Here is a 24,429-nt window from a genome sequence, read left to right as displayed (position 1 = left end):
CGAAACAACAATTAAAAATAGAAATGATGCAACGCAATGCAAGCGCCGTTTGGAACGGCAACATTAAAGAAGGAAACAGTCATATTACCACACAAAGCACCGTTCTTAACAAGACACCCTATTCGTTCATCAGCGATTTGCGGAGGACCAACAATGAAAAAATAATCCGGTCGGAATTGCTTTTGACGGCTAAAATTCCCGGGATTTCAGAGAAACAATTCCAGGAAATCGCGCACGGTGCAGAAAAAACCTATCCTGTTAGCGGTACTTTCAACTTCGAAATCACTTTAAGCGCCAGCCTTCAACATCAGTCGTAATGAAAAGTACATTAAGCAGGTATTTTATAGCTGCAACGATATGTTTATCTTTAGTCTTAAATTCCAAAGTTATGGCACAGCAAATCAGTATTCCCGCAACACAGGATCCCAACATTTCAAAGGAGACGCGTGACTTTTTGAACACATTAAACAGCGGCGACGGCAAACCATTAGAAACCTTATCGCCTGAAGATGCAAGGATGGTTTTAGTGGAAGCGCAACAATCAGTCAACTTCGATTATTCCGATATCGAGGAGTCTGAAAGGACAATTACGGAAGACGGTCAGGAAATTACCCTCCACATTGTAAAACCTAAAGGAGCTAAAGAAGGGCTACCGGTTTTTATGTTTTTCCACGGTGGCGGCTGGGTGTTGGGCGACTATCCGACACATAAACGACTGGTAAGGGACTTGGTAGTGAACAGCGGCGCGGCGGCTGTTTTTCCAGACTATACGCCATCTCCGGAAGCTCGCTTTCCTACGGCCATTAACCAAGCCTATGCGGCAACCAAATGGGTAGCGGAGCATGGCCAAGAAATTGGTGTGAATGGTTCGAAATTGGCGGTAGTGGGAAACAGCGTTGGCGCTAATATGGCTGCGGTAATAGCACTCATGGCAAAAGACAAAAACGGTCCGGAATTAACACAGCAAATTTTACTTTGGCCGGTAACCGATGCCGATTTCAGTCGTGAATCTTACTCCAAATACGCGCAGGAAAGATTCCTCACCACGCCGCTGATGAAATGGATGTGGGATCATTATCTACCGGACGCCAACGAGCGTAAAAATAAATACGCCTCACCATTTCAGGCTTCTTTAGATGAATTGAAAGGGTTGCCGCCAGCATTGATACAGGTGGCAGAAAATGATATCCTACATGACGAAGGCGTTGCCTATGCGCGCAAATTAGACGAAGCCGGGGTTCATACGACCATTACCGAATACAAGGGCTTTATTCACGATTATGGCATGTTAAACCCATTAGCACATATTCCGGCTGTGCAGATTTCAATACAGCAAGCCGCGATTGTTTTGAAAAATGCTTTATTTTAAATTACATACTCATAAAAAAGAGCTCCGACAGATCACCAAAAGCCGGAGCTTCTTTTTTTATTGAAGCCAAGCTCGCTTTTACAGTCGACACTGTTCTCAGGATTGCCTTAAAATGTAAATTACACTGCCGTATATCCCCCGTCAACATTGAAATAACTGCCATTGATGAAGGTGGCCGCATCGGTGCTCAAGAACAGCACCAGATTGGCGACCTCTTCGGAGGTACCCAAACGGCCAATCGGATGAGCCTTTTCCAGCGCTTTTTTCTTATCATCGCCAAGCATATCCAACAGTGGCGTATCGATATAGCCCGGACCCACCGCATTGACACGGACGTTCTGGGAAGCGTATTCCACCCCAAAGTTGCGGGTCAGGCCCAAAACCCCATGCTTGGAGGCCGCATAGCCAACCGAGCCGGGTACGGCTGTAATGCTATGGATGGATGCCATGTTAATGATAGCCCCGCCCCCATTTTTCAGCATCTGCATGGTGGCATATTTACAACCATAAAACACTCCGTTAAGATTGATATCAATGATCTTTTTCCATCCATCGATACTCATTTCGGCTGCAGGATTCGCCTCCCCTCCGATACCGGCGTTATTGCAGGCGATGTCCAAACGACCATATTTTTCAACCGTTTTTGCTACCAGGTTTTCCACTTCTTCGGGACGCGCCGTATCGGCATGTACATAATAGGCATCTCCTCCTTGACCAACAATCTCGTCCACCACGGCCTGCCCATGGGCATCATTAACATCAGACACCACTACTTTTGCTCCCTCTTTAGCGTACAATAAGGCAACGGCCTTGCCGATTCCAGATCCTGCGCCGGTTACAAAGGCGACTTTATTTTTCAATACACTCATAATGACTAGTTTTTATTTTACTATTCTGTCTATATGCTTAACTAACCAAAGTTAAGGCCAAAACTGATATGGGATGGTGACTATGGTCATTTTTATAAATGTTTGACAACATGTTGGAGTACGTTGAAATTTTTGTGATTTTTTCTGTAAATTTAATTTGATATATGTTAACTTTACGATGTAAGAGTTGCGCTGACCAATAGGAACTCTTCGGCTTTATCAATAAAAAAAACCAATTATGCCTCTTATTGAATTAACCACTAACATGCAAGCGGAAATTGACATCTGCTTTGATCTTTCGAGAAGTATTGATTTACACTGCATCTCCACTGCCGGCACCGAAGAGAAGGCTATAGGGGGCGTTACCTGTGGGCTGATCGGCCTCGGCGAAACGGTTACCTGGCAAGCTACTCATTTCGGAATACGGCAGCGGCTGACTTCAAAGATTACAGCTTATGAGCGGCCGTTCCATTTTAGAGACGAACAGGTGCAGGGACCATTTGCTTACATCAGGCACGACCATTTTTTTAAAACCGTCGGTAATTCTACCCTTGTTACCGATCATTTTGATTACGATGTTCCTTACGGTATTTTCGGCAGGTCGTTCGATCGGCTACTGCTCAACAACTACCTTCGTAGGCTCTTAGAGGAGCGAAACCGCATCGTGAAGGATTATGCGGAATGTGGAAGATTTATGGAGCTCTTAGGTACCGGATAAAAATCGTTCAGTCCTTCTTAAACGTTAAGGCTAGCAGACAAAACTAGCAGACAAAATAAGCAGCGTAGTTGTGCTTCTCGGTAATAACCCATATGACAGGTAACATCCCTGCGGTTCTTTAGCTTAGCAATCAGCGACTGGCTAAGATTGACCGGCTTTCTGAAAGAAGTCAAAAGGCTACAATCATGACGTTTTTATTACAGTTTGCGGCGCAACAATTTGCTATACTTAACTATTAAATGAAAGTCGCATTTTGGACACAAAGTCATCGGATTTGGACACTTTTCTGTCGTTCAACATCCCGAACTTTGGAACACATTAAATGATAAATCTATATGAGCACTATCAAACAGGTAAAATTGGGAGAGCAAGGACTTGTAGTTCCGGCTATTGGTCTTGGCTGTATGGGGATGACCGTAGGCTTTGGCACCAATATCTACGGGGATGCCGATGAAAACGAAGCCATAGCCACCATTCATCGGTCGTTGGAACTGGGCGGCAATTTTTTAGATACGGCAGAGGCCTATGGCCCGCTCCTGAATGAACGACTGATTGCGAAAGCGGTTAAAGGCAACAGGGAGAAATACATTATTGCCACCAAATTTGGTTTTGAAGTGGGTGATGATGAACGGTATACGGGCAAACTAAATGGCAGCAAAAGCTATGTGAAAAAGGCGGCAGAGCGCTCCTTAAAGAATTTGGGAACAGATTATATCGATTTGTATTACCTGCATCGCTTAGATACGGAAACCCCTGTTGAGGAAACTGTAGCAGCAATGGCAGAACTGATAAAGGAAGGAAAGGTACGCTATATCGGACTATCGGAGGTGGGATCTGAGACTATCCGAAAAGCGCACGCTGTACATCCACTTACGGCGGTACAAAGCGAGTACTCCCTTTTCGAAAGGCAGATTGAACAATTAGGAATTTTAGATACCCTAAACGAATTGGGCATCGGCCTGGTGGCTTATTCGCCTGTGGGTAGAGGCTTTCTAAGCGGGCAGATACAAAAGCCTGAAGACTTCCCGGAGGGCGATTTTAGGAGATCTTTACCGAAATACCAGGGAGATCAATTTTATAAAAACATTGAGTTGGTAAACCAGATCAGGAAGGTTGCAGAAGAAAAGGGTATCACCGCCGCACAATTGGCTATCGCGTGGGTAATTGCGAAGGGGCATGTGCCGATTCCTGGCACAAAGCGGGTAAAATACGTGGAAGAAAATATCGCTGCTACCCAGGTCACACTTACAGCAGAAGATCTAGGACGGCTGGAAGCCATCATACCTCTAGAAGCTGAAACGGGCGCCAGATACGACGAGGCTGGAATGCGCGGCGTCAACCTGTAAGCCCGGCAACAAGGGAGAGACGCGAAGTCTTGCCCTTGTTTTTTTATATGACGGGATACTAAGTTACCTGTTTTTTTATCGCATCCTTGTCTATCAACGACAGAACCTCACTGATTTTCCCATCAATCAATCTATAAAAAACATGTTCCGAAAACGACACTTTCTTTCCATTCACGTTAACTCCCAAAAACTCGCCGGAAGGTGTACAATTAAATTTTATTCGGCACGCAATCGTGTCGGCATTAACAACTAATAAATCGACATCATAATAAAGGTCTGGTATAGTTAGTTAAGCCCCATAAGGATGTTGCCAAGGTTCCCTGTAAGGTCTTCTCAACAGCCTTGTTGCTTCTGGGTCGTCCAAACATATCTTTTTTTGCGGATCATACACCAGTGGCCGATTCAACTGCATGGATAGATTGGCCAGTATGCAACTGGCCGTTGATATATGTCCCTCTTCAATATCTGCAACAGGCAGCTGGTCATTTTCGATGGCCGATAAAAGATCCAGCAGGTGGCGCCGGGTTGCCGGGGCTGTATGCAGTTCGATCTTGGGCTCGTTTAAATCTTCGGGAAACTCTTCTTTCTCGTAAACAACGTCTTTTGCAATACGATCGCCTTTACCGACTGGAATAAACTCATACTTCATGACGCTTCCCTTAAGGGTTCCTTTATCCCCATAGATTATAAATGCCCAAGGATATTCCGGATCAGCCGGGTTGCCCCAAGTGCGATGTTGCCATACACAGTTCAACTCATCGTATTCAAAAATAGCCGTCTGCGTATCGGCAATGGTCGACTTCCCTCCTTTTTGAACGTAAATTCCTCCGGTCGAGCTAATGCGTTTGGGCCAGTTGAGTTGTAATAACCAGCGTACCGCGTCAAACATATGCACGCACATATCGCCCATAATCCCATTCCCATATTCCATAAAGGTTCGCCACCAACTGCCGTGCGGTAAGCCGTCGTACGGACGTAAAGGCGCGGGGCCGGTCCACATTTCATAATCAAGAAAGTCGGGAACAGGCTCCAATGGTGGATTACCGTTCTTCCTCATGTGATAATAGCAACACATCTCTACATGTGACACTTTGCCTAGCAAGCCTTTGTCGATTACCCGCTCTTTCGCATCAATCAGATGAGGGGTACTTCTTCGTTGTGTACCTACCTGCACTTTTTTATTGTATTTCCGTGCTGCGCTGAGGACTGCTTCGCCTTCCAGTACATCGAGGCTAACAGGCTTTTGCAAGTAAAGATGCGCCCCTGACGCCATTGCGTCAATGGCTTGACGCGCGTGCCAATGATCCGGCGTGCCGATGAGCACGAGATCCAATTTATGATCTGCCAGCATCTTTCTGTAATCCTTGTATAAAGCCGGAACCTTTTTCGAGATTTGTCGCTCGCTGATCAATTTTCCTGCTTCCTCGAGATGCTTGCTATCCACATCGCAGACGGCCACCACGTCGACATCCCTGACCTGAATAAGTCTGAACAGGTCGCTCTTCCCATACCAGCCTGTTCCAATTAAACCAACCCGCATGTTGTTGGCTGTATCTGTAAATGTTAATCCCTTCGCTTGTAATGCGGATAAAGTTAACACAGCGCTCGTACCTTGAATGAATTTTCTACGGTTCAGATTGAAGTCTGCCATAATTTATCGGTTTATAATTTTTTATTAGGAAACAAAAAAAATGAATATAATGTTTATTTCCTTATTTCACATCAACGAAGTAAAAGATTTCCATTTGTAGTTCCCTGCGCTTATATTTGTTTATGCCGAAGCACTAAATAATGAAACGAATTATAAACATCTTAGCATCCTGCCTATTAGTATTGTGTCTCAACAACTGCTTGTTGGCTCAGTCAGAAACCACTTATCAAAATCCCTTGTCGGTTACTTTTGGCGACCCTTATGTACTACATGTAAAAGGCGACAAATATTATATGTACGGCACCGGTGGTGCTGCGAAAAACGGATTTGCCGCTTATTCCTCGACCGACCTGGTAAACTGGAAGGATGAGGGCCAAGTGTTTTATGCAAGCAATCCGAACGGCTGGAGCGACTCTACCGCTGCTTGGGACGGCGCATACTGGGCGCCGGAAGTATACGCACATAATGGCCGCTTTTACCTGTTCTACTCTGCGCAATGGAAAGAAAACCCAACCGAGGAAGTGGAGAATTTCCGCATTGGCGTAGCCGTGGCAGACAGTCCTACAGGCCCATTCACGGACTTAAGCAATCAACCGATTTTTGATCCTGGCTATCCGATTATAGACGCGAATGTACTTTTTGATAAAAACGGCAAAATTTACCTCTACTATTCCCGTTGTTGCTACAAGCATCCTGTGGAAAGTGAAGTAGCAACCTGGGCGAAGCAAAAAGGATGGTTTGATACTATCGAAGAAAGTTGGGTGTATGGGGTAGAGCTAAAATCGGATTTCAGTGGCGTGATAGGCGAACCTGTTTTGCTATTAAGACCTCCTGTGAAAATGGATGATAAGCAGGCCGAATGGGAAAGTCGATCGGTTACGTCGAAGGAGGTTAACCGTCGATGGACGGAAGGTTCTTTTATCTTCAAGAAAGGAAGCACTTACTATATGATGTATTCTGCTAATTATTTCGGTGGTAAGAATTATGCAGTGGGATATGCAACTTCTGAAAGCCCACTCGGTCCGTTCACCAAAGCGGCTAACAACCCTGTATTACAGAAAAATGTAGAGAGCGGTGGCGTTGTGACCGGAACAGGACATAATAGTGTTACTTACTCGCCAAACGGGAAGGAGATGTTCTGTGTTTATCACGCCCGCACATTATCAACCGGCGAAGAGCGCGTCGTTTTTATTGACCGAATGAAGATATTAGACGACGGCAAGCTGGTTGTAGACGGACCTACCACTACACCGCAGGCGGCACCTAAAAGCAAATAGCAGCAATAACTATTATACGGCTGCTGTCAAAAAATATCATCCATGGTCATTTAACCAAAATAATAAGATGCAGTATGGGCTTATTCCGATCTCAGGCTCTTGACGGGATTCATCCATGCAGCCTTCACCGACTGGAAGCCCAAGGTAAGTAAGGCAACGCCGAATGCTTAGTCTGTATAAACAATAAAGCCTATTTCATCATTCACAGGTGTTCGGATCTGAAGACCGACTGCCTGAAAACGGGCACCAGCGTTGAATTAATAGCCCATGGAAGGCGTGCCGCCTTCCTATTAAGCCCAAGCTCCGCTAGAATGCAAATTCCTCCACCATTTTCTGCGCCTTTGGCAATGCATGATCTTTAAATTGCTGCATATTGAGTCCTTCAACGCGGAACACTTCGATGTCTGTAATCCCGATAAAGCCCAATATGAAGCGCAGGTATTTTTCGGTGAAGTCGGCATCTTTCATTACGCCTTCTGAATAAATTCCCCCCGAGGAGATGGCCAGATAAGCTTTTTTATTTTTAACCAATCCCTCCACTCCGCTGTCCGAGTAGGTAAAGGTAATGCCAGCCCGCGTAATATGATCTATCCAAGCTTTGAGGGTTGAAGGTATGGAAAAGTTGTACATCGGTACCTCGATGACGATACGATCCGCTTCCAATAGTTCTGCAATGGCCTCGTCCGAATGGCGGACGGCCTCCAGCTGTTCAGGACTACGATGTTCCTCGGGTGTAAAAAAAGACGTGAGGTGCACTTCTTCGAGATGTGGGAAAGGCGATTTAGCGAGGTGATGGTCCCTTACCGTTGCCTCTGGATATTGGGCAAGTAACTTTTCGATGATTGAATTACCCAGTTTGTTACTAAAGGATTCACTCCCTCTTGAACTTGAGATAAGATGCAGTATTTTCATTAGTATAATCTATTTGTTCATGCAAATTTTAAAAATATTACTATACCTTTGTTATCTGTTACAAAAAGGATAGTAGTTACAAAAAGGATACTTGAGATGGAACATACCGTAGAGAGCTGTGCAAAAGCAAAGTTAGCGATCAGGGATACGTTAGATGTTGTCGGCGGCAAATGGAAACTGGTCCTGCTATCCGTTTTACGAAGTGGAAAAAAGGGCTTTAACGAATTGTCGAGAGAAGCTGGGACATCTCCAAGAATTCTATCTAAAGAGCTACAGGAACTGGAAATGCATGGATTAGTAAGCCGTACCGTGTGTGATACCAAGCCGGTAACGGTGCAATATGAACTGACCGATTATAGTAAGACGCTTGATAAAGTGTTGGCGGAGATGGAAGCCTGGGGACATCAACACAGGAAAAAAATTGTTTCCGCGTCATAGTTCACTGGCACTCGCGCACCTCCTAAACCAATTTGAGGAGTATTTTGAGTCATTAGGAGTGATAAGACTGCTTAGCAGGCATCCCGTATCACTCCAATTCTTCCAGCTGTTCGATATTGAAATCGTCGTCAATTACCTCGCCATTGGGCTTGACTAAAACGAACCTTGGCAGATCGGAAAGATACAAGGTGTTGATCAAATCTTGCTGCGCTTCATTTCGCATTCTATAATTATGTTTGAAATCAAAACTTTTGACGTTCTCTTTCCACTTGGAAAATTGGCTTTCCATCGAAATCGGTAAAATATCAATCCCTTTTTCCGCCAAGTCAGGTGCTGCCTTTTCCAACTGCTTCACTGCCGAAGCTGAAGCTTGATCGGCACTATTCCAGAAGGACAACAGTAAATACTTACGGTCTTTAAACGAGTCCCATGGAATTTCTGAAAGCCGAACGTCTGTTGCAACCACCTCTTTCTCGAGATCTAGTTGTTTAACCTTCGTTTGAAGCAGCGCTAGCCGTTTCGCAAAATCGAGGCCGTATTTACTCCGTTTTACCGGATCTGGCGCTTGCTCTAAAACGTTTTGATATTCTTTTGCATACTGACGCTCTTTGCCAGCCCTTGATAGCAGGTAAAACGAACTGATCAACGGCTTTTGCTTACCGATAAAATCTTCCGTAATCGAACCCGGAGTCTTAGCAAGCTGTTTCTTACCCGCTACTTTCGTTACCCCTGCACCACCTATGGCATACTGCTGCACTTGACCTTCATCTTCCGCCTCGAGGGTCGCAAGTGCGGTGTGCCAATCGTTTAGCAGGGCCTGCTCTTCCCCGCCACCTTGAATAGAAAAAGCAACCTTACTGATTGAACCCGCATGATTAAAGGGCTTTTGCACAAGCTCTAGCGTTGTAGAGGGTACTGCCAGAACGGGAACAACGGCTTCCCAAGCCAGTCCGCTTGTGCCGCGCTTGGTGGACTTACCCTCAATTTTTATAAAGTAAACCTCATGGAGGTTGGCCGTGTCGAGCTGAAGTTTAAATTTCCCATTTTCGGCCGCCATGGAGGTTATCGAATCCTTTTCATTGTCCTTAAACAAGGAAACTTTATTCATCTCCGGATTGGCGGTCTCGCTTATCACGACCAGGGCACCTTTTTCAGGCGTGTAAGTGTAGTCTTGCTTGTTGGCGCTTCCTTGCTCGTCCTGCTGCTGTTTTCGATGTTGACATGCCGTTGCTAACAGGAAACAAATCAAGATCAGAAGGGGCTTTGTTATCGAAATTTTCATCTGTGTATATAATTTGCTTTTGGTGATGAGCCCTGCCTACCGCAGGCAGGTATCAGATTTATTCACCCCTGTGTGGTTGAAATAAATCATGATGGTTTCATATGCTAATATACTATTATGATATTATATTATTTGTCCGCTTTTTCAACAAATCCATACTTAACGACCTCATTATGCTGCATACCAGAAATTTATTAACAGCGAATCATGACAATGGAGCCGCAAGAAAACATGCAACAGTTTAAGGTATTGCGGTCGAGGAGCCTGTAGCATTAAAATACCGTTAGAATTGCTACTGAATGCACGATGCATACTGTTAATGTTTTAATTTTGCTCACCCTAGGTACAAGGGAGACGATAGGCAATGGTTACTTTAAACGTTTTCAGAAGAACGACATGGACAAGGTATTTTTGGTACTTCATGACCATCCATTTGCTTAATTTATCGGTGGATGCGCCTGACCTGACTCCCTCCTACATAGCAGAGGATCTGACGATCAACGATCAGGAAAGTGTGGTGGAACTTATTACGGAAACCGTCTTGGGTTTTGAAGACGCCTTTCCGGAGTATGATGACGAGGATGGGAATGAGATCCGTGAACAGACGGGAAAATTGTCGTTGATATGCCCTATGCAGGTAGTTGGCACGTCCCTGCTCGACAAGTTCCGCACAATTGCCGGGTATGGCGACTATTCTTTTATCTATGTGCCGCCCGCTCCACTTGAGTACCTGTCGCCCCCTCCGGAATGCTGACCTAGCACTGGCCGCGATGGTCGCGTTATCCACATCTTTTTTAGCAATACACAGTAATTTTATGCATTTAGGACAAGCAATCGCTGTAGCGGCGTTTCTTTGTGGTTTTCACATAGAAGTTTATGCGCAGCAAACTGAAGCAGATAGCTTATATATCGAAGAAATAGAAAAATCGGCCGAACCGGTGAAGGTTTTGCATGCCGAGCCGCTGTACATTGATCTTATCAGGGATCTGGGCGCTCGCAAAGGAGAAGACGAATGGAATATCGGTTTTGGTCTTACCGACAAAAACAACCACGACGAGTACCTTGCGCTGGTTGAATATGAATGGGCACCTATAAATCGCCTCGGTCTGGAAGTGGAGCTTCCCTTTACGATATATCCTTCAAAGGCGCCGAATGACGGACACTCGGGCACCAAGCTGAACAGTATAAAGTTGGCAGCTCAATATTCGTTCTTTGTTTCAGAGAAGCTCAAGACATCAATGGCCATCGGATATATACAGGAATTCGAACTGGTACCTTTTGCGCAATACGGAAATAAGTCCTTATTCTTCGGCAACGTATATAATCCGTTTTTTATCGCTGCAAAACGCTGGGGAAGTAATTTTCACAGTTTACTATATACCGGACCTGCATTCGCACACGCGTTCGATACAGGTGATATAGAAATGAACTGGCAGATAAACACAAGCTTCCATTACATGATCCCGTCGACACGCAATTTCATCGGCGTTGAATTGAACAAAGAACTTTATAGGGACCAGTTTGACATGGTCATCAGACCGCAGATGCGTGTAGGCGTGGCCGACAACCTGCTCGTGGGTATTGTAACGGGTATTCCGGTCAATAAATCAACCGAACGGCTCAGTACCTTTCTTCGGTTAATCTACGAGCCGGGCCACAAACATAGCAAAGGCGGCTGAAGCGAAGCTGCCAAACTGTTCATTCAGAAAGATAGTCTGTAAGAATGTCGGGGATAGCATAGGTAACTGCCCGCATTGTTACAGACTCTTTTTTACGCACACGTGTGCGTAAAATACGCAATCGATTGCCTTCCAAAACTATTTGTTTTTCTATGGTTGCTTCAATATAATTGCACCGCAACGACCAATTTTTAACCGCAATAAACTCAGGATAAAATCGCTGGCGCTCGTTAATAAAAAAACGATTGCTACGCTATGGAGTTAACATGTACCACTAAATTATGAAGAAATTATGAGAGCGAATTAGACTTATCTAGCGGACGGACCTTATCCGAATTGATCAAAATCATTAGAGTTATTAACAAAAAACTTAAACTATGCTATATGATTAGTAGTAGACTCCCCTTGCTATTGCCTAATGGAAGGCTCATTATCGTGAACTTTTTGACCTTGTTTCTTATTCATCTGTTTCTTGCCGGAAACGCCTTTTTTCTCCCTGCCCAAGCGCGCGAACGAGCATCTAGGCCCTTTCGCCAAACACGCGTGCACGGAACCGTTACCGATGAGCGCGGAACACCCTTGGAAGGCGTCACCATATCAGTAAAAGGCACAAGCATTGCAGCTAAAACAAATGCAGCAGGAATGTATCAGTTAAATGCTCCGAACAATGCACTTTTAGTATTCAGTAATTTAGGATATGAGACCCAGGAAATGAACTTCAATGGCGAAGAAGAGCTGAATGTCATCTTAAAAGACATGATCAGCGACTTAGAAGAGGTAGTCATTGTGGGATACGGAACGCAAAAAAAGGTAAACCTCACCGGTGCGGTTAGTGCGGTCAATGCACGGGAATTGACCAATATTGCGCCCGCAAATCTGTCGAATACCTTAGCGGGCCGTGCCCCCGGCGTAAACGTCACCAATACATCGGGACTCTCGGGCGCGACTTCGCAAATCCGAATAAGAGGTAGCTTTGGCGAACCCCTTTACGTCATCGACGGCATCGTGCGGGATAAAACCGCATTTGACGCACTGGAAGCATCGGAGGTGGATCAGATGAGCTTCTTGAAAGATGCGGCAACGGCATCTATTTATGGATCAAGAGCAGGTAATGGCGTTGTGCTGGTTACAACCCGAAAAGGCATTGAGCAAAAGCCGACTTTCAACTTCCAATCAAACTATACCACCGCTCAACCTACTATGCCTCTGTTATCAGACCTTACGACGGCTACCGATGAATTGATTTACCAAAATCGGGTGGCCGAATTTAACGGCACGCCTTTGCCGAACGGGCCGGAAGAATTCGAATATTTCAAAGATAGAAGCTACAACGTACACGACCTGATATGGCGAAATCCAACGAGTCACCGACAAGCCTTGAGCGTAAGCGGGGGTTCCGACAAAATAACCTATTACTCCTTACTCAGTTACCGGGGCGAAAATGGATCTTACAAAACGGTCGACCACGGTAAATTCAATTTGCGCAGCAATGTTTCGGCAAAAATCAGCGAAAGTATATCCATCGATTTAAATCTTTCTGCCTATCAGCAAAATCTGGATCGCTTCTACTGGCCTTTTACCGGAGACGACGATTTTGACGTATCGGATCTGTACCGCGTAACCTTTAACTGGCCTAAAACCTATCCATTTTATGTAGAAGCGGATGGGACACCGGCGAATTACGTGACACCCTACCCCATTCAAACGCCGATGGGTAGCTGGCAAGCTTGGAGCGTAATCGACCAGGTGGTCGGCGATCGCTATATTAATACCAGACAACGTCAGTTCAATCCAATATTGGCTGTTAACATTAAACTCGACAAATTCATTCCCGGGCTCTCTACCAAAGTGGTTGGAAGTTACCTCGGAGAGGATTATATGCGGAAGAAATACTTAACGTTCCAGCAGAATTATGTGTTTAACCAAGCCGATCCCGATGGCAACCGCTTTTTGCCCGGCGCGCCTGATCCAAACAAGACCAACACCTTCACCTTCAGTCAAAATCAACCTTTCATGAGTTATGAAATCACGACCGACTGGAGCTATCAGTTCAACTGGTTTGCCAACTACGCGAGAACTTTCAACAAACACAGTGTAGACGCCCTGTTTGTATTTGAACAAGCCGAAAATGGCGGCTATGCGGCCTATGCGCGCGCTGAAAACCCATTAACATCCCTGGATCAGATGTTTGCCTATCCAACCGACCGGGAATTCCGCGAAGCGAACGGATGGGAGGAACTCGGCGCGAGACAGTCGTATATCGGAAGGGTGAACTATAATTTTGACAGTCGGTACATCGTGGAATTTTCTTTTCGTTATGACGGAAATACCCTTTTTCCGGAGAACAAAAGATGGGGATTCTTTCCCTCCGTATCGGCGGCATGGCGCATTTCGGAAGAATCCTTCTTTAAAAAGTTCACCAATGCCTTTAATGAACTTAAGATCCGGGGCTCTTATGGTACCACTGGTAACGACTTAGATGTTAACAACGAGCGGATAAATCCCTTTTCTTATGTTGAAAAGTACGTTAATTCAGGGGGTTATATGTTTGGCGACCGCTATTACGGCGCGATTGCACCGGGCGCGACGCCTAATCCGAACTTGACCTGGGCTACTTCCACAAGCTATAACATCGGCTTGGATGCGGCGGCCTTTAATAACCGATTAAGCGGAACATTAGATGTGTTTTTGCGAAAAGAGACCGACATCCTAGGTTCCCGTTTGGTGACCTTACCTGATAACTATGGACAAGCGCTCGCGCCTGAAAATTATGCAGCAAGATCGTGGCGCGGCGGTGAAATCACCTTGCAGTGGAACGATAATGCGGCAAACAATGAGGTGAATTACTCCCTGATGGCCAACATGGGCTATGCAAAAGACCGCTGGGATATTTATGATGAAAGCGCCGCCTATGGCCCCGGCGGTTACCGGCATTTTGAGTCGCGCATTGGCCAACCGGCAGAACGGATTATCGGCTTAAAGGCTTTGGGAATCGTAAGAACGCAAGAACAACTGGACGAACTGCTCGCACAGGGATTCAAGCAGTTTGGTCGTGACCCTTATCTAGGCGGCCTTTATTTTGAGGATGTAAGGGGCGACGGCTATGCACCTGGTCCTGACGGCAAGATTGACGGCAACGACAATCAGCTGCTCTCGACCAATGCCGCGCCCCGGATTAATTACGGTTTCGGCTTCAATGTGTCATACAAAAGCTTTTCACTCCAAGCCCATTTTCAGGGCGTGCTAAATTATGACCGTATTATAAGCAATCAGGAAGGGCCGGGTATGAGACAGCACGGCGGTACCGTGAGGCCTTATTATCCGATTTGGGCATCAGATGAAGTATGGACGCCAGAAAATGTCGATGGTAAATACCCAAGACCTATTGGCCAGAACTGGTATGAGTCGGGAACAGAGGCCTCTTCTTTTTGGATACGTAATGGCGCCTACCTCCGCTTAAGAACGCTCAACTTGGGATACAACCTACCGAAATCGTGGGTGTCTGCCTTAAAGCTTGATAATGCGCAGCTGTATTTTAACGGCACCAACCTATTTGTATGGTCGGAGATGAAGGAATTTCAGGATCCGGAGCAAAAAAATTACGACTCTTACCCTATCATGAAAACCTTCACCTTTGGACTGGACCTAAGATTTTAACGGAGTGTTTACGATAAAAATATGCTAATGAAAAAGAAGATATGTTTTATTCTGTGCTTTATAGGAGTTCTAGCAACTTCTTGTAAGAAAGTGCTCGATATTGAGGACATCAACAATTACGACCCCGAGCAAGTTTGGAACGACCCCAATCTTGCGAATGCCTATATGGCGAATATTTATCCGATGTTCGGCAACTGGGACCCGGGTGCCGACTCGGACAGCGAACAGTTAATCGGCATCAGTTTTTATCCCGACCGGATAACAATTTCGAATGGGGAATTTAAATCTTGGAACTATGAAAACGTCCGATTGATCAATCAGGCCATCCGGGATGTCAATGCGGGAACTTTAGACCAAGCAACAAAAGATAATATAACCGGCCAAGCTTTGTTCATGCGTGCTTATTCTTATTTTTGGATGGTTATATACCATGGTGGCGTGCCATATATCACGGAACCGCAAGACCGCTATGAAGACGACCTGTATGTTCCCAGAAACACAACTGCGGAGTGCTTCGATTTTATCGTCCGAGATTTGGACGAAGCGATCGCTAAACTTCAGGAACGAATCGCTACATCGTCGACCGAATACGGAAAAATAGACGGCAGTTTTGCATTAGCTTTTAAAGCAAAAGTGCTTCTTTATAAAGCCTCCCCGCAATTTAATCCGTCCAACCCATGGACCAATCCGTACTGGGAAGCGGCCTACCAAGAAAACAAAAAGGCCTATAGCGACTTACAAGCACGAGGATACCGACTGACAGAAGATTACGCCAATATCGCTTTGGAGGAAAAAGGGCCGGAAGTGGTCTTTGCCGTAGTGAATTCTTATCCGAACAAAGTCGCTTCGTGGGATTACGGCGTGCGCCCCGGATCAGAAAGTCGTGGTCCGGCCTACGCATGTCCTACTTGGGAATTCATCAAAGAGTTCCCTATGAAAGATGGTAAGCTTTACAATGATCCTACCAGTGCTTACTATAAGAGCGATTCCGAATTCCTGCAACGCTATTGGGAAAACCGAGATCCGCGTTTTGATAAATCCATCGTTTGGAACGGAAAACCTTATGCGGTGTCGGGCAAAACGGGAAAAAGGCAATACACTTCATTGGGTATCGCTCATGAATTGGACGATTTTGGTGTGAACCCGAAAGCGGGAGTAAACTCTACCAATCTCAATCGGTACAGTGGCTTTTTCATCGAGAAGAATAGTCTGTTGAATCTCACGCAAGCGGAAGTACAGCAATATGATGTCGATTTTGTGTTGATGCGTTTTGCTGAAGTGATGTTGAATTACGCAGAAACGGCAAACGAAACCGGCAGGATAGATGAGGCCCTGGATATTTTAAAAAGAATCCGTCAGCGGGCGGGCATTGAAGCCGGTGCAGACGGGAACTACGGGATTAACGCCTCCTCTAAAGACGAAATGCGTGAAGCCATTCTAGCCGAACGCAATATTGAATTTTGTTTCGAGGGGCATCGTTTCTGGGACCTGCGTAGATTACGGATGCTTAACCGCTTAGATGGCACGACAAAACACGGCGTGGAAGCCATTGCGGTAAATGGAGACGGAACCGATATGGCGATGGGACAAGCGCGCACGCTTGCCGATCAGTATGCGCTGATGGAAGATGACTTTAAATACAGCCTTCTACAGGTCCCACTTTCGGGCGTGAAAGTGAATTCGCTACCGGAAACTTATTACTTCTTCCCGATTCAGGAAAGTGTAATCGATAAAAATCCAAAAATTGAACAAAATAACAATTGGGGAGGCAGCTTTAATCCTACCCTCGAATAATAATTCGGTTTTTTTAACGCGCTTAATCAGTAAAGTTCCGGTGGCAGAACTTTACTGATTATTCGCTATAACGCGTTACATTGTTACCGCAAACCGACCCATAGTTTACGAAAACCTTCCATCCCTGTAATTGTTTGACTCTAAAAAGCTTAAAAGCCTATCACCGTCATATCCAATATAGATAAGCGTATGGAAGACTCAGAAAAACTAAATCGTATTGTCGAAGCCCGGATGAGATTGAAGGCGCGTTTTGAGGAGAAAATGAAGGGCACCCCCTCGATGTCCGACCAAGTCCCGAGGGGTTCGGGTAAACCGAACCGGCATGGCATGCCCACAATCCCCATAGGGCAAACCGTGACGACCAAATGGCCGGTATTAGATTTGGGCTATCAGCCTAACATCACAACCGATCGTTGGCGCTTAAAAATCGACGGAGCTGTAGAGCACCCACTTGTTTTAACGTGGGATGAATTCATGGCGCTTCCCCAAACGCAAGACATCTCCGATTTTCACTGCGTTACTACCTGGTCAAAACTGAATATGCGCTGGCGCGGTGTCAGCCTACTGGATCTGGCCGGACTCGTGCAACCAAAGGCGCATGCGACGCATATCCTTTGTTACGGTTATGACACCTACACGACCAACCTTTCCTTGGAAGAAGCGCTGAAACCGGATGTACTGCTTGCGCACACCTTTGAGGATAAGCCCCTGCCGAAAGAACATGGAGGCCCCTGCCGGATGATTACACCGCAGCTTTACGCATGGAAGGGAGCGAAGTGGATAAAAAGAATAGAGTTTCTAACCCACGATCAGCCGGGATTTTGGGAAGAAAGAGGTTATTCCAATACGGCCTATCCTTGGCGTAACGACCGATACAGCTCTTGATCAATATAAATTAAGCCTAAATACACGCCACTTGGGATGACTGAATTAAGTGGGGAATGCCTATTTTTACCGTATGTCTGATTTAATTAAACCTTGGATCCTTTTAGAAGAGGAAGATATCTCGCCAAGCGCCTGGTACCCCCTGCGAAAACACAAGGTACAGCTACCTAATGGATTGGTAGTTGACGATTATTTTTTATCGCCCTTGGGAGATGTGGTGCAGGTATTAGCCATTACACCCGATAATCACGTAGTGCTTACCCGCCAGTATAAGCATGGCATTGGCGAGATTCTGCTGGAGCTCCCCGGTGGCATGCAACAAAAGGATAAAACGTTGTTGCAGTCGGCCGTAGCCGAGCTGGAGGAAGAATGTGGCATCAAGGCCGCCGAGGAGGATTTGAAATATATTTGCAAATTCGCCATCAATCCAACAAAACTAAGGCAGACAACCTACGGCTATATCCTGTTTAACGCTCAATTTAATTCGACACAGCGATTCGATATTACTGAAAATATCGAAGTCATTACATTACCTGCGCCCGAGGTTCTCCGGCTTGTTGATGAAGGGACGATTTGGGTAACGGATTCCATGAATCTCATACTCATGGCGGCCAGGCAATATCCCGACATTTTTGGTCGGTAACACGGCATAGTCGTTAAAAGCTTATGTTAGGGTTTAGCCCGCCAAATTGTCAATTCTTCTCGTATCATCTCCATTGGCGACCGCAAGTTTGATCAACTGCGTTAGAAACTGTTGCATATCGGCCTTAAATTCTTTTCGCAGGCATCCTACACCAAAACAGGAAGTCTGTCCTCCTATTCTATATTGAAAAGCCATATACGTAATGCCGCCCAATATAATAGGAAATAGAAATTCCATCGGAAAGGACACCTTGGATAAACCAGATGACCCGGAGGCTTTCAACATTTTCAGCATGCGTTGCTCTCTGGCTGCCACCATCTGGGCGATCACGGTATCGGTCCTTAAAAATTCCGCAATGGCAAACTCTCTGGACAAGGGATCTTTCATTAATGCATCGAAATGTTGGGTAATAATGTGTGCTAGCAGGTCGAACTGGATAGCGCCATTCTCTTGCGTGGCCAATGCCACGATCTTTGGCAGATTGGTAACGAAGTAATCATGTCGATCATATAGCGCCCTTTTTACGCCATCCAAGTTACCGAAATGATTATATATCGTCCACCGCGTGAGTTTCGCTTTGTCCGCAAGATTAGTCATTTTTAAGGCATGCAGCCCTCCTTCTCTTATAATATTGGCAGCAGCTTCTAAAATAACTGCTCTATTGCGCTGTGAATGCTTGCTTTCTAAATCCATCGTAAGCCCCGTTCTGTATAGGCGTACACGAATTTGATGTATTTTTTGCTCCGTTGACAATAAATTTCACGAACGGGCCTGTGGCCCCTATCAACTGGCTGCTGCTATCAACTTCTGACCGACAGCAGGGATAAAATGGTTTAGGAATTTTGAACTCAGGTTAAGGCCCGTTCCATGTCGAATGATATTCCAACCTTTTGCATCTAATTCTTCCATTGAAAAGAAATGGATAAGCGACGTGTCTTTTTGATGGTATCTTCTCTTAGAGATAAATACTTGCCGTATTCGCTACGGGTAGACATAGTTCTGAAAGCGTAATAGAGTGACACTTGCTTAAGGTTCCTTTTCCAAACAAGACTACATAGCCGCTGGAATACCTTCGATCATGTTTCAGATTGAACAACGTATTGTACAATTCGAAATATTTAAGCCAAATGTAAGGACGCTCACCGTTCTTAACGAAGTTTTAGACGGCTAAATGTACTTGCGCAGGCAATTTGGCATTCTACTACTACACTTTCTTTGATTCTGTTGAAACCAACACCATAAAACACTCGTAAACAACCTATTAATAAAAAAATAAAATCACTGAGTTTGGAACAATCACCCCCTTATGATTTCAGACAGATCTGAAAGCGCACTTTTGCCTCCACAAATGGAGCGTTTTTGTTGAATAAACTTACCAGCGCTCAATACCGCCCCTTAACCATCGCCCGCCGAAAGTCCCACGGTCTGACCACAGCCTCATCAGCAACTTTGATTTTCAAATATTGAGCGCTCAGGCAAATTGATATAACAAGATCAGCAGTTGGTGAAATAAAAATGCAGATGAAATTCTTTTGGTAGAAACTTGCTAAGAATTAATAGCAAAAGGACATGAAAAATATTGACAAACAACTTCTTGAGAACTATTTGAACATTGAAGCAGAACGTGTCTGCAACGTCGATGCCAGACCGGAATTTAATCGGAATCTGGGTGACCAGGATGAGACTGTAAGCAGTATGACGTTTACGACTTCGAATTTTATTTGATAAGCGGTAGTCAGCGCTAATTAAACAGGAAACATGCGACGCCTAACCTGTGCTATTGTGGAGGATGAGCCGTTGGCAATACAGATGCTTGACGGCTATATTAGCAGAAGACCGGATCTGATACTCATCTCGGTAATAAATAATATACCTGATTTTCAGGCCATTACCAAAACTACTAGTCACGACATTGTTTTCCTCGACTTTAAAATACCGGGGTTTGACGGTGATATAGCTAAGATCTTAGACCGAATCTCTCCTACTTCACTAATAATCAGCACCTCGGCTTCGCCTATTTCATTTTTCAATGAATCGGAAAAAACGGAAGCGAGCAGTCAAGTTGTCGAATTGTTGAAGCCGTTTTCTTTTGAGCGATTTAGCGCGTGCATCGACTCCTTATTGCAAACAAACAATACTTATCTCTAGCACTATACTGTTATGTTAAGCCGTATAGAACATCTTGGTTTCTTTCTATTAAGAGCGCCGAGCTTGCCCTTACACGAAATTCAAAAGATCAATGCGATTGACAATGGTGCCGACTTAGGTCAAAGTCTGTATAACTTATTGATAGCGAATCCAGCGGTACTACAAGCCATCTCCTTCGCTAACAAAGAGCTGTACAACAGCTATCTTGAATGGCTAAAAGAAGGCCGCCAGCCGAATAAGAAGCTGCTACTGACCTTATATAAATATGTCGCTCGCATGGCATCCCGTCCTACCCCATTTGGAAGTTTTGCCGGAATATGTATGGGCACAGTAAATGATGGCCCCAATACATTAAGACTTAGCGACCGCTCGGAGACACATACCCGTTTGAGCATGGATTATCTCGTAGAAACCATCCATCTGCTACGGGGAAAGGAAGAATCCTTAAAGGGTATTACGTTTTACACGAACAACAGCATTAACACCATTGGCGGCTACTTCCGATATATTCGCTATGAAAATGTAGCGGGCAAAAAAAGGTTTTTTCAGATTAGGCTTAAGAAAAATCCATTACTGGAGGTTTTATATGAATATGCAAAGGAAGGGAGGCCTTATGATGAGCTTATCGCTTTTTTAGTCGATTTTGATATTGAAAGGGAGCGGGTGACCGCCTATTTATCGCGCTTGGTAGATAATCAATTTCTGGTTTGGGAACTGGAGCCGCCGGTTGTGGGGGAAGATCAACTTGCTGCGTTGAACCATAAGTTAAAGGAAATGGCGGGCGACAGCAAAGAACTGCAAACAGTACGGGAAAGGTTATCATCCAACTTGGGAGAAATGCCCATCGAAGAACGGAATACCCATCCGGTATTGTTACAAGCCGATAAAAAGTTTATCCCCGAAAAAGTACAGCTTAAACAGTCGGCCGTGCAGTTAATAGCAGATGAGCTATGTGAGCTACACCCATTATTTCAGGCGTCGATACCGCGAGACCTACAAGTTTTTGCGGAAAAATTTAAAAGGCGCTACGACATGATGGACGTACCGCTTCTGGAAGTATTGGATGGCGATGTCGGTATCGGTTACGGCGATCTGGAAGACCAGTATAAAAAAGAGCATCCCTTGATAAGCGATTTGCATATTCGCAAAGACAAAAAGACGGCAAGCGCAACACTGGAAGACCAAGCGGTTGTTAACGGGCTATTAGGGAATGCCAAACATATAGACCTGGAAAAAATACATACGGCTTTTGATCATAAGAATCAAGAAACTACCGTAGCCCCTACGTTTTACACCATCGGCAACCTACTGGCAAATTGCGCCGAAGACTTGGATAAAGGTAATTTTCAATTTAATGTGCTGGCATGTAGTGGCTCGTCGGCAATTAACTTAATGTCGCGCTTCGCTTATATGGACGAGGCGCTCAAGGAAAACCTGAAACGCTGCGCACGCTATGAAGAAAGTTGCTTCGAAGAAGCTGTTCTGGCAGACATTGTGCACATGCCTGAAGGCAAATTGGGGAATATCCTGCAACGTCCTTCTTTATACAGCTATGAAATTCCCATACTGGGCGCTACGCGGAAAGACGATGAACAGCAGATTCTGCTATCAGATCTCAGCATTTCCGTCCGCAACAACCAGATACTTTTGTTTTCAAGGAAGCTTAATAAACGAGTTATACCGCGCCTGAGCTGTGCACATAATTTTCAACAGGGCATTTCGATTTATCGTTTCTTATCCGATCTGCAATACCAGGACACGCCCTTTTCTATTCATTGGAAATGGGACAAGTATAAAGAGACACCCTTTTTACCGCGGGTAATTTATAAGCACCTCATCCTATCGCGTGCACGTTGGTATGTCAGGAAATGTGCAAAGGCGCATCAAGAGGGCAAGGCCTTGATTAAGCGTTTACAAGTGGATTTGACTTTGCCGAACGAGGTACTGATCGCCGAAGGCGATAACGAACTGTATATCAATCTACAGACGCCATGGGGTATACAACTTCTTTTGGACAAATTGGCTTTAGGCGATGTAACACTTTATGAGTCTGTAGCCCAACAAAGCCCCATTGTCGCGAATACTCAAGGCCAGTCCTTTGTAAATGAGCTGATCCTTCCGTTTAAATCCATCGTAACCGCCGACAGTGCCTTATACGCAAAACCGGCCTTGGAAAAAACAGTAAAACGGCGTTTCTTGCCGGGAAGTGAGTGGATCTACCTCAAGCTTTATTGTGCGCAAAAAAGTGCCGATGAGCTATTGACGAATAATATAGCCGAATTGGTAGAACAGCTTACAAATGAGGGCCTCATCGATAAATGGTTTTTTGTGCGCTATCATGATCCGGACTTCCATATCCGACTGCGTTTTCTGGCCGCAAAGAAAAACAAGCAGACAATTAACAAGATTCAGCAGATTATACGGGTAGCGTTGGAATACCTAACGATCGACAACAAAGTGTGGACGGTGCAACATGACACCTATACGCGCGAGATTGAGCGTTATGGATCGGACAATATGGAGCTCTGTGAATCCGTCTTTGCTATTGATTCCACCGCCGTACTCTGCTTTTTACAGCGACCAAACAAAGAAGACGCCACCACCCCCTGGTTATTCGGACTGAAAGCCACCGATCAACTTCTTGAGCTCTTTGGCTTCAGTTTATCGGAGCGCTTTGAGTTAACCGAATCATGGAGCCTGGCCTTATCGAAAGAGTTTGATCTCGACAAGAAGCAGCAAAAACAGATTAATCTGAATTATCGACATAGCTCCGCCGCCATAGCGCAGGTACTTAAAAACGACGTACCACAAACAGCAGAACCGCTGTTTAAGGATATTTTCGACAAACGGTATTGCAAACTCTTTTCGCTACTTGCAACGCGGAGACTGCGGAAGTCGGACAAAAGCAAACTGATTGGAAGCCTAAGCCATATGTTTCTTAACAAGCTTTTCTTTTCTGATCAGCGAGCCAATGAAATGGTAGTTTATTTCTATTTAGCGAAGCATTATCGATCTACATTAGCCAGAATTGGAAAAGCGCCCCGCTTAGAAAAAACTTCGCTAGTGGTGCACTAATTTTTTATATACCTCGTCCCGATAAGTCGTACCTATCGGAATATCTTTAATACTGCCCTTCATAATAACCTTGTCGGGATCCACCGCCCGCACAAATGCTTTATTGACAATGTAGGATTTATGGGTCCTGATAAAAATATCCAAAGGCAGATCATTCGTGATTTTCTTCAGTGAGTAGACAATGAGGAACTCCCGCTCGATGGTGGATATCCGGATGTATTCTTTATCGCCTTCAATATATTGTATCTCTTCATAAGGCACGAGGTAATTTCTATAGTTCTCTTTAATCGTAAAGGTACCTACTTCTACTTTCTCTGCTGCCTCCCGTTTGGAGAGGTGCGTCTGCGCTCTAGACAGGGCCTTAAAGAGCCTTTCGAATGAATAGGGTTTCAAAATATAGTCAAAAACCTCCAGCTCAAAGCTCTCCAGCGCATAATCAGGCCTGCCGGTAATGAAGATAAAGAGCGGCCTTTTAGATAAGGATTTCAGGAAATCCACTCCATTAACACCGGGCATATTGATATCCGAAATCACGATATCAACCTCGTGTTTACTCAGAAATACGATGGCCTCCATGGCATTTTCGAAGCTGGCTTCCAGATGGACAAAGGGTATTTGCGTGATATGTTGGCTAATGCCTTTTCTTGCCAAAGGCTCATCTTCAATTAAAATACATTGCACCATAT

The 24,429-nt window shown here is 45.0% G+C and carries 23 protein-coding genes; 15 read left to right on the top strand and 8 right to left on the bottom strand.

Annotated elements, in window-relative coordinates:
• Positions 1 to 23 precede the first annotated feature (23 nt).
• Together EPX21_RS06595 and EPX21_RS06590 are read left to right on the top strand one after the other, a co-directional pair.
• Positions 24 to 317 carry a hypothetical protein gene (locus EPX21_RS06595; RefSeq protein ID WP_240768563.1) on the top strand — a complete coding sequence of 98 codons (294 nt, stop codon included), beginning with the start codon at positions 24 to 26 and terminating at the stop codon, positions 315 to 317.
• Between the two features lie 71 nt (positions 318 to 388).
• Positions 389 to 1,369, top strand: coding sequence for an alpha/beta hydrolase (locus EPX21_RS06590; protein WP_134088875.1), 981 nt, complete (start codon positions 389 to 391; stop codon positions 1,367 to 1,369).
• A gap of 119 nt (positions 1,370 to 1,488) precedes the next feature.
• Here the strand turns inward: EPX21_RS06590 and EPX21_RS06585 are convergent, their stop codons facing one another.
• The gene (locus EPX21_RS06585; RefSeq protein WP_134088874.1) at positions 1,489 to 2,238 is read right to left on the bottom strand and encodes an SDR family NAD(P)-dependent oxidoreductase; all 750 of its coding nucleotides are present in this window, start codon (positions 2,236 to 2,238) and stop codon (positions 1,489 to 1,491) included.
• A 238-nt stretch (positions 2,239 to 2,476) separates the two neighbouring features.
• On the opposite strand from EPX21_RS06585, the gene EPX21_RS06580 reads away from it, so the two are divergent.
• Both EPX21_RS06580 and EPX21_RS06575 read left to right on the top strand, forming a co-directional pair.
• Complete coding sequence (locus tag EPX21_RS06580; protein ID WP_134088873.1) at positions 2,477 to 2,956, top strand: SRPBCC family protein; 480 nt, start codon at positions 2,477 to 2,479, stop codon at positions 2,954 to 2,956.
• A gap of 335 nt (positions 2,957 to 3,291) precedes the next feature.
• Positions 3,292 to 4,302, top strand: coding sequence for an aldo/keto reductase (locus EPX21_RS06575; RefSeq protein WP_134088872.1), 1,011 nt, complete (start codon positions 3,292 to 3,294; stop codon positions 4,300 to 4,302).
• Between the two features lie 58 nt (positions 4,303 to 4,360).
• Here the strand turns inward: EPX21_RS06575 and EPX21_RS23420 are convergent, their stop codons facing one another.
• Together EPX21_RS23420 and EPX21_RS06565 are read right to left on the bottom strand one after the other, a co-directional pair.
• Positions 4,361 to 4,585 carry an ester cyclase gene (locus tag EPX21_RS23420; protein ID WP_134088895.1) on the bottom strand — a complete coding sequence of 75 codons (225 nt, stop codon included), beginning with the start codon at positions 4,583 to 4,585 and terminating at the stop codon, positions 4,361 to 4,363.
• 6 nt (positions 4,586 to 4,591) lie between these two features.
• The gene (locus EPX21_RS06565) at positions 4,592 to 5,953 is read right to left on the bottom strand and encodes a Gfo/Idh/MocA family protein (protein WP_134088871.1); all 1,362 of its coding nucleotides are present in this window, start codon (positions 5,951 to 5,953) and stop codon (positions 4,592 to 4,594) included.
• Between the two features lie 140 nt (positions 5,954 to 6,093).
• Here EPX21_RS06565 and EPX21_RS06560 point away from each other — a divergent pair, with 140 nt between their 5' ends.
• Positions 6,094 to 7,230: a glycoside hydrolase family 43 protein gene (locus EPX21_RS06560; protein ID WP_134088870.1), complete on the top strand. Its 1,137-nt coding sequence runs from the start codon at positions 6,094 to 6,096 to the stop codon at positions 7,228 to 7,230.
• A 306-nt stretch (positions 7,231 to 7,536) separates the two neighbouring features.
• On the opposite strand, the gene EPX21_RS06555 is transcribed toward EPX21_RS06560, so the two are convergent.
• Complete coding sequence (locus tag EPX21_RS06555) at positions 7,537 to 8,142, bottom strand: FMN-dependent NADH-azoreductase (protein ID WP_134088869.1); 606 nt, start codon at positions 8,140 to 8,142, stop codon at positions 7,537 to 7,539.
• Between the two features lie 96 nt (positions 8,143 to 8,238).
• Here EPX21_RS06555 and EPX21_RS06550 point away from each other — a divergent pair, with 96 nt between their 5' ends.
• Entirely contained in the window at positions 8,239 to 8,580 is a 342-nt protein-coding gene (locus EPX21_RS06550) for a helix-turn-helix domain-containing protein (protein WP_134088868.1), read from the top strand.
• Between the two features lie 88 nt (positions 8,581 to 8,668).
• Here the strand turns inward: EPX21_RS06550 and EPX21_RS06545 are convergent, their stop codons facing one another.
• Positions 8,669 to 9,862 (bottom strand): thioredoxin family protein, encoded by a 1,194-nt coding sequence (locus EPX21_RS06545; RefSeq protein ID WP_134088867.1) that lies wholly within the window; start codon positions 9,860 to 9,862, stop codon positions 8,669 to 8,671.
• Positions 9,863 to 10,226: 364 nt separating this feature from the next.
• Here EPX21_RS06545 and EPX21_RS06540 point away from each other — a divergent pair, with 364 nt between their 5' ends.
• From EPX21_RS06540 to EPX21_RS06515, 6 genes are all read left to right on the top strand, one after another.
• Positions 10,227 to 10,616 carry a hypothetical protein gene (locus EPX21_RS06540; RefSeq protein ID WP_134088866.1) on the top strand — a complete coding sequence of 130 codons (390 nt, stop codon included), beginning with the start codon at positions 10,227 to 10,229 and terminating at the stop codon, positions 10,614 to 10,616.
• A 61-nt stretch (positions 10,617 to 10,677) separates the two neighbouring features.
• The gene (locus EPX21_RS06535; protein WP_134088865.1) at positions 10,678 to 11,541 is read left to right on the top strand and encodes an HAEPLYID family protein; all 864 of its coding nucleotides are present in this window, start codon (positions 10,678 to 10,680) and stop codon (positions 11,539 to 11,541) included.
• 384 nt (positions 11,542 to 11,925) lie between these two features.
• Positions 11,926 to 15,198, top strand: a complete 3,273-nt coding sequence (locus EPX21_RS06530; RefSeq protein WP_134088864.1) for a TonB-dependent receptor — start codon at positions 11,926 to 11,928, stop codon at positions 15,196 to 15,198.
• Between the two features lie 27 nt (positions 15,199 to 15,225).
• Positions 15,226 to 16,992, top strand: coding sequence for a RagB/SusD family nutrient uptake outer membrane protein (locus EPX21_RS06525; RefSeq protein ID WP_134088863.1), 1,767 nt, complete (start codon positions 15,226 to 15,228; stop codon positions 16,990 to 16,992).
• A 189-nt stretch (positions 16,993 to 17,181) separates the two neighbouring features.
• A complete protein-coding gene (locus tag EPX21_RS06520) occupies positions 17,182 to 17,877 on the top strand; it encodes a sulfite oxidase-like oxidoreductase (RefSeq protein WP_134088862.1) in 696 nt (231 codons plus the stop codon).
• Between the two features lie 73 nt (positions 17,878 to 17,950).
• Positions 17,951 to 18,520 carry an NUDIX hydrolase gene (locus EPX21_RS06515; RefSeq protein ID WP_134088861.1) on the top strand — a complete coding sequence of 190 codons (570 nt, stop codon included), beginning with the start codon at positions 17,951 to 17,953 and terminating at the stop codon, positions 18,518 to 18,520.
• Between the two features lie 33 nt (positions 18,521 to 18,553).
• Here the strand turns inward: EPX21_RS06515 and EPX21_RS06510 are convergent, their stop codons facing one another.
• Together EPX21_RS06510 and EPX21_RS23230 are read right to left on the bottom strand one after the other, a co-directional pair.
• Positions 18,554 to 19,213, bottom strand: a complete 660-nt coding sequence (locus EPX21_RS06510) for a TetR/AcrR family transcriptional regulator (RefSeq protein ID WP_134088860.1) — start codon at positions 19,211 to 19,213, stop codon at positions 18,554 to 18,556.
• A 90-nt stretch (positions 19,214 to 19,303) separates the two neighbouring features.
• Entirely contained in the window at positions 19,304 to 19,429 is a 126-nt protein-coding gene (locus EPX21_RS23230; protein ID WP_255502022.1) for a hypothetical protein, read from the bottom strand.
• Between the two features lie 660 nt (positions 19,430 to 20,089).
• On the opposite strand from EPX21_RS23230, the gene EPX21_RS22620 reads away from it, so the two are divergent.
• From EPX21_RS22620 to EPX21_RS06500, 3 genes are read left to right on the top strand one after another with little or no spacing between them, the layout of a single operon-like run.
• Positions 20,090 to 20,245 (top strand): hypothetical protein, encoded by a 156-nt coding sequence (locus tag EPX21_RS22620; protein ID WP_166670697.1) that lies wholly within the window; start codon positions 20,090 to 20,092, stop codon positions 20,243 to 20,245.
• Positions 20,246 to 20,278: 33 nt separating this feature from the next.
• The gene (locus tag EPX21_RS06505; protein ID WP_134088859.1) at positions 20,279 to 20,668 is read left to right on the top strand and encodes a LytTR family DNA-binding domain-containing protein; all 390 of its coding nucleotides are present in this window, start codon (positions 20,279 to 20,281) and stop codon (positions 20,666 to 20,668) included.
• Positions 20,669 to 20,680: 12 nt separating this feature from the next.
• Complete coding sequence (locus EPX21_RS06500; protein WP_134088858.1) at positions 20,681 to 23,743, top strand: lantibiotic dehydratase; 3,063 nt, start codon at positions 20,681 to 20,683, stop codon at positions 23,741 to 23,743.
• Here the strand turns inward: EPX21_RS06500 and EPX21_RS06495 are convergent.
• On the bottom strand, positions 23,729 to 24,427 hold the full coding sequence (locus tag EPX21_RS06495; protein ID WP_134088857.1) for a LytTR family DNA-binding domain-containing protein: 699 nt from the start codon (positions 24,425 to 24,427) through the stop codon (positions 23,729 to 23,731). The genes EPX21_RS06500 and EPX21_RS06495 overlap by 15 nt on opposite strands.
• Positions 24,428 to 24,429 lie beyond the last annotated feature (2 nt).

The organism is Olivibacter sp. XZL3 (assembly GCF_004368405.1).
Lineage (GTDB): Bacteria > Bacteroidota > Bacteroidia > Sphingobacteriales > Sphingobacteriaceae > Olivibacter.
Note: the sequence above shows the minus strand (reverse complement) of the source record. Positions and strands in the feature narration are given on the sequence as shown.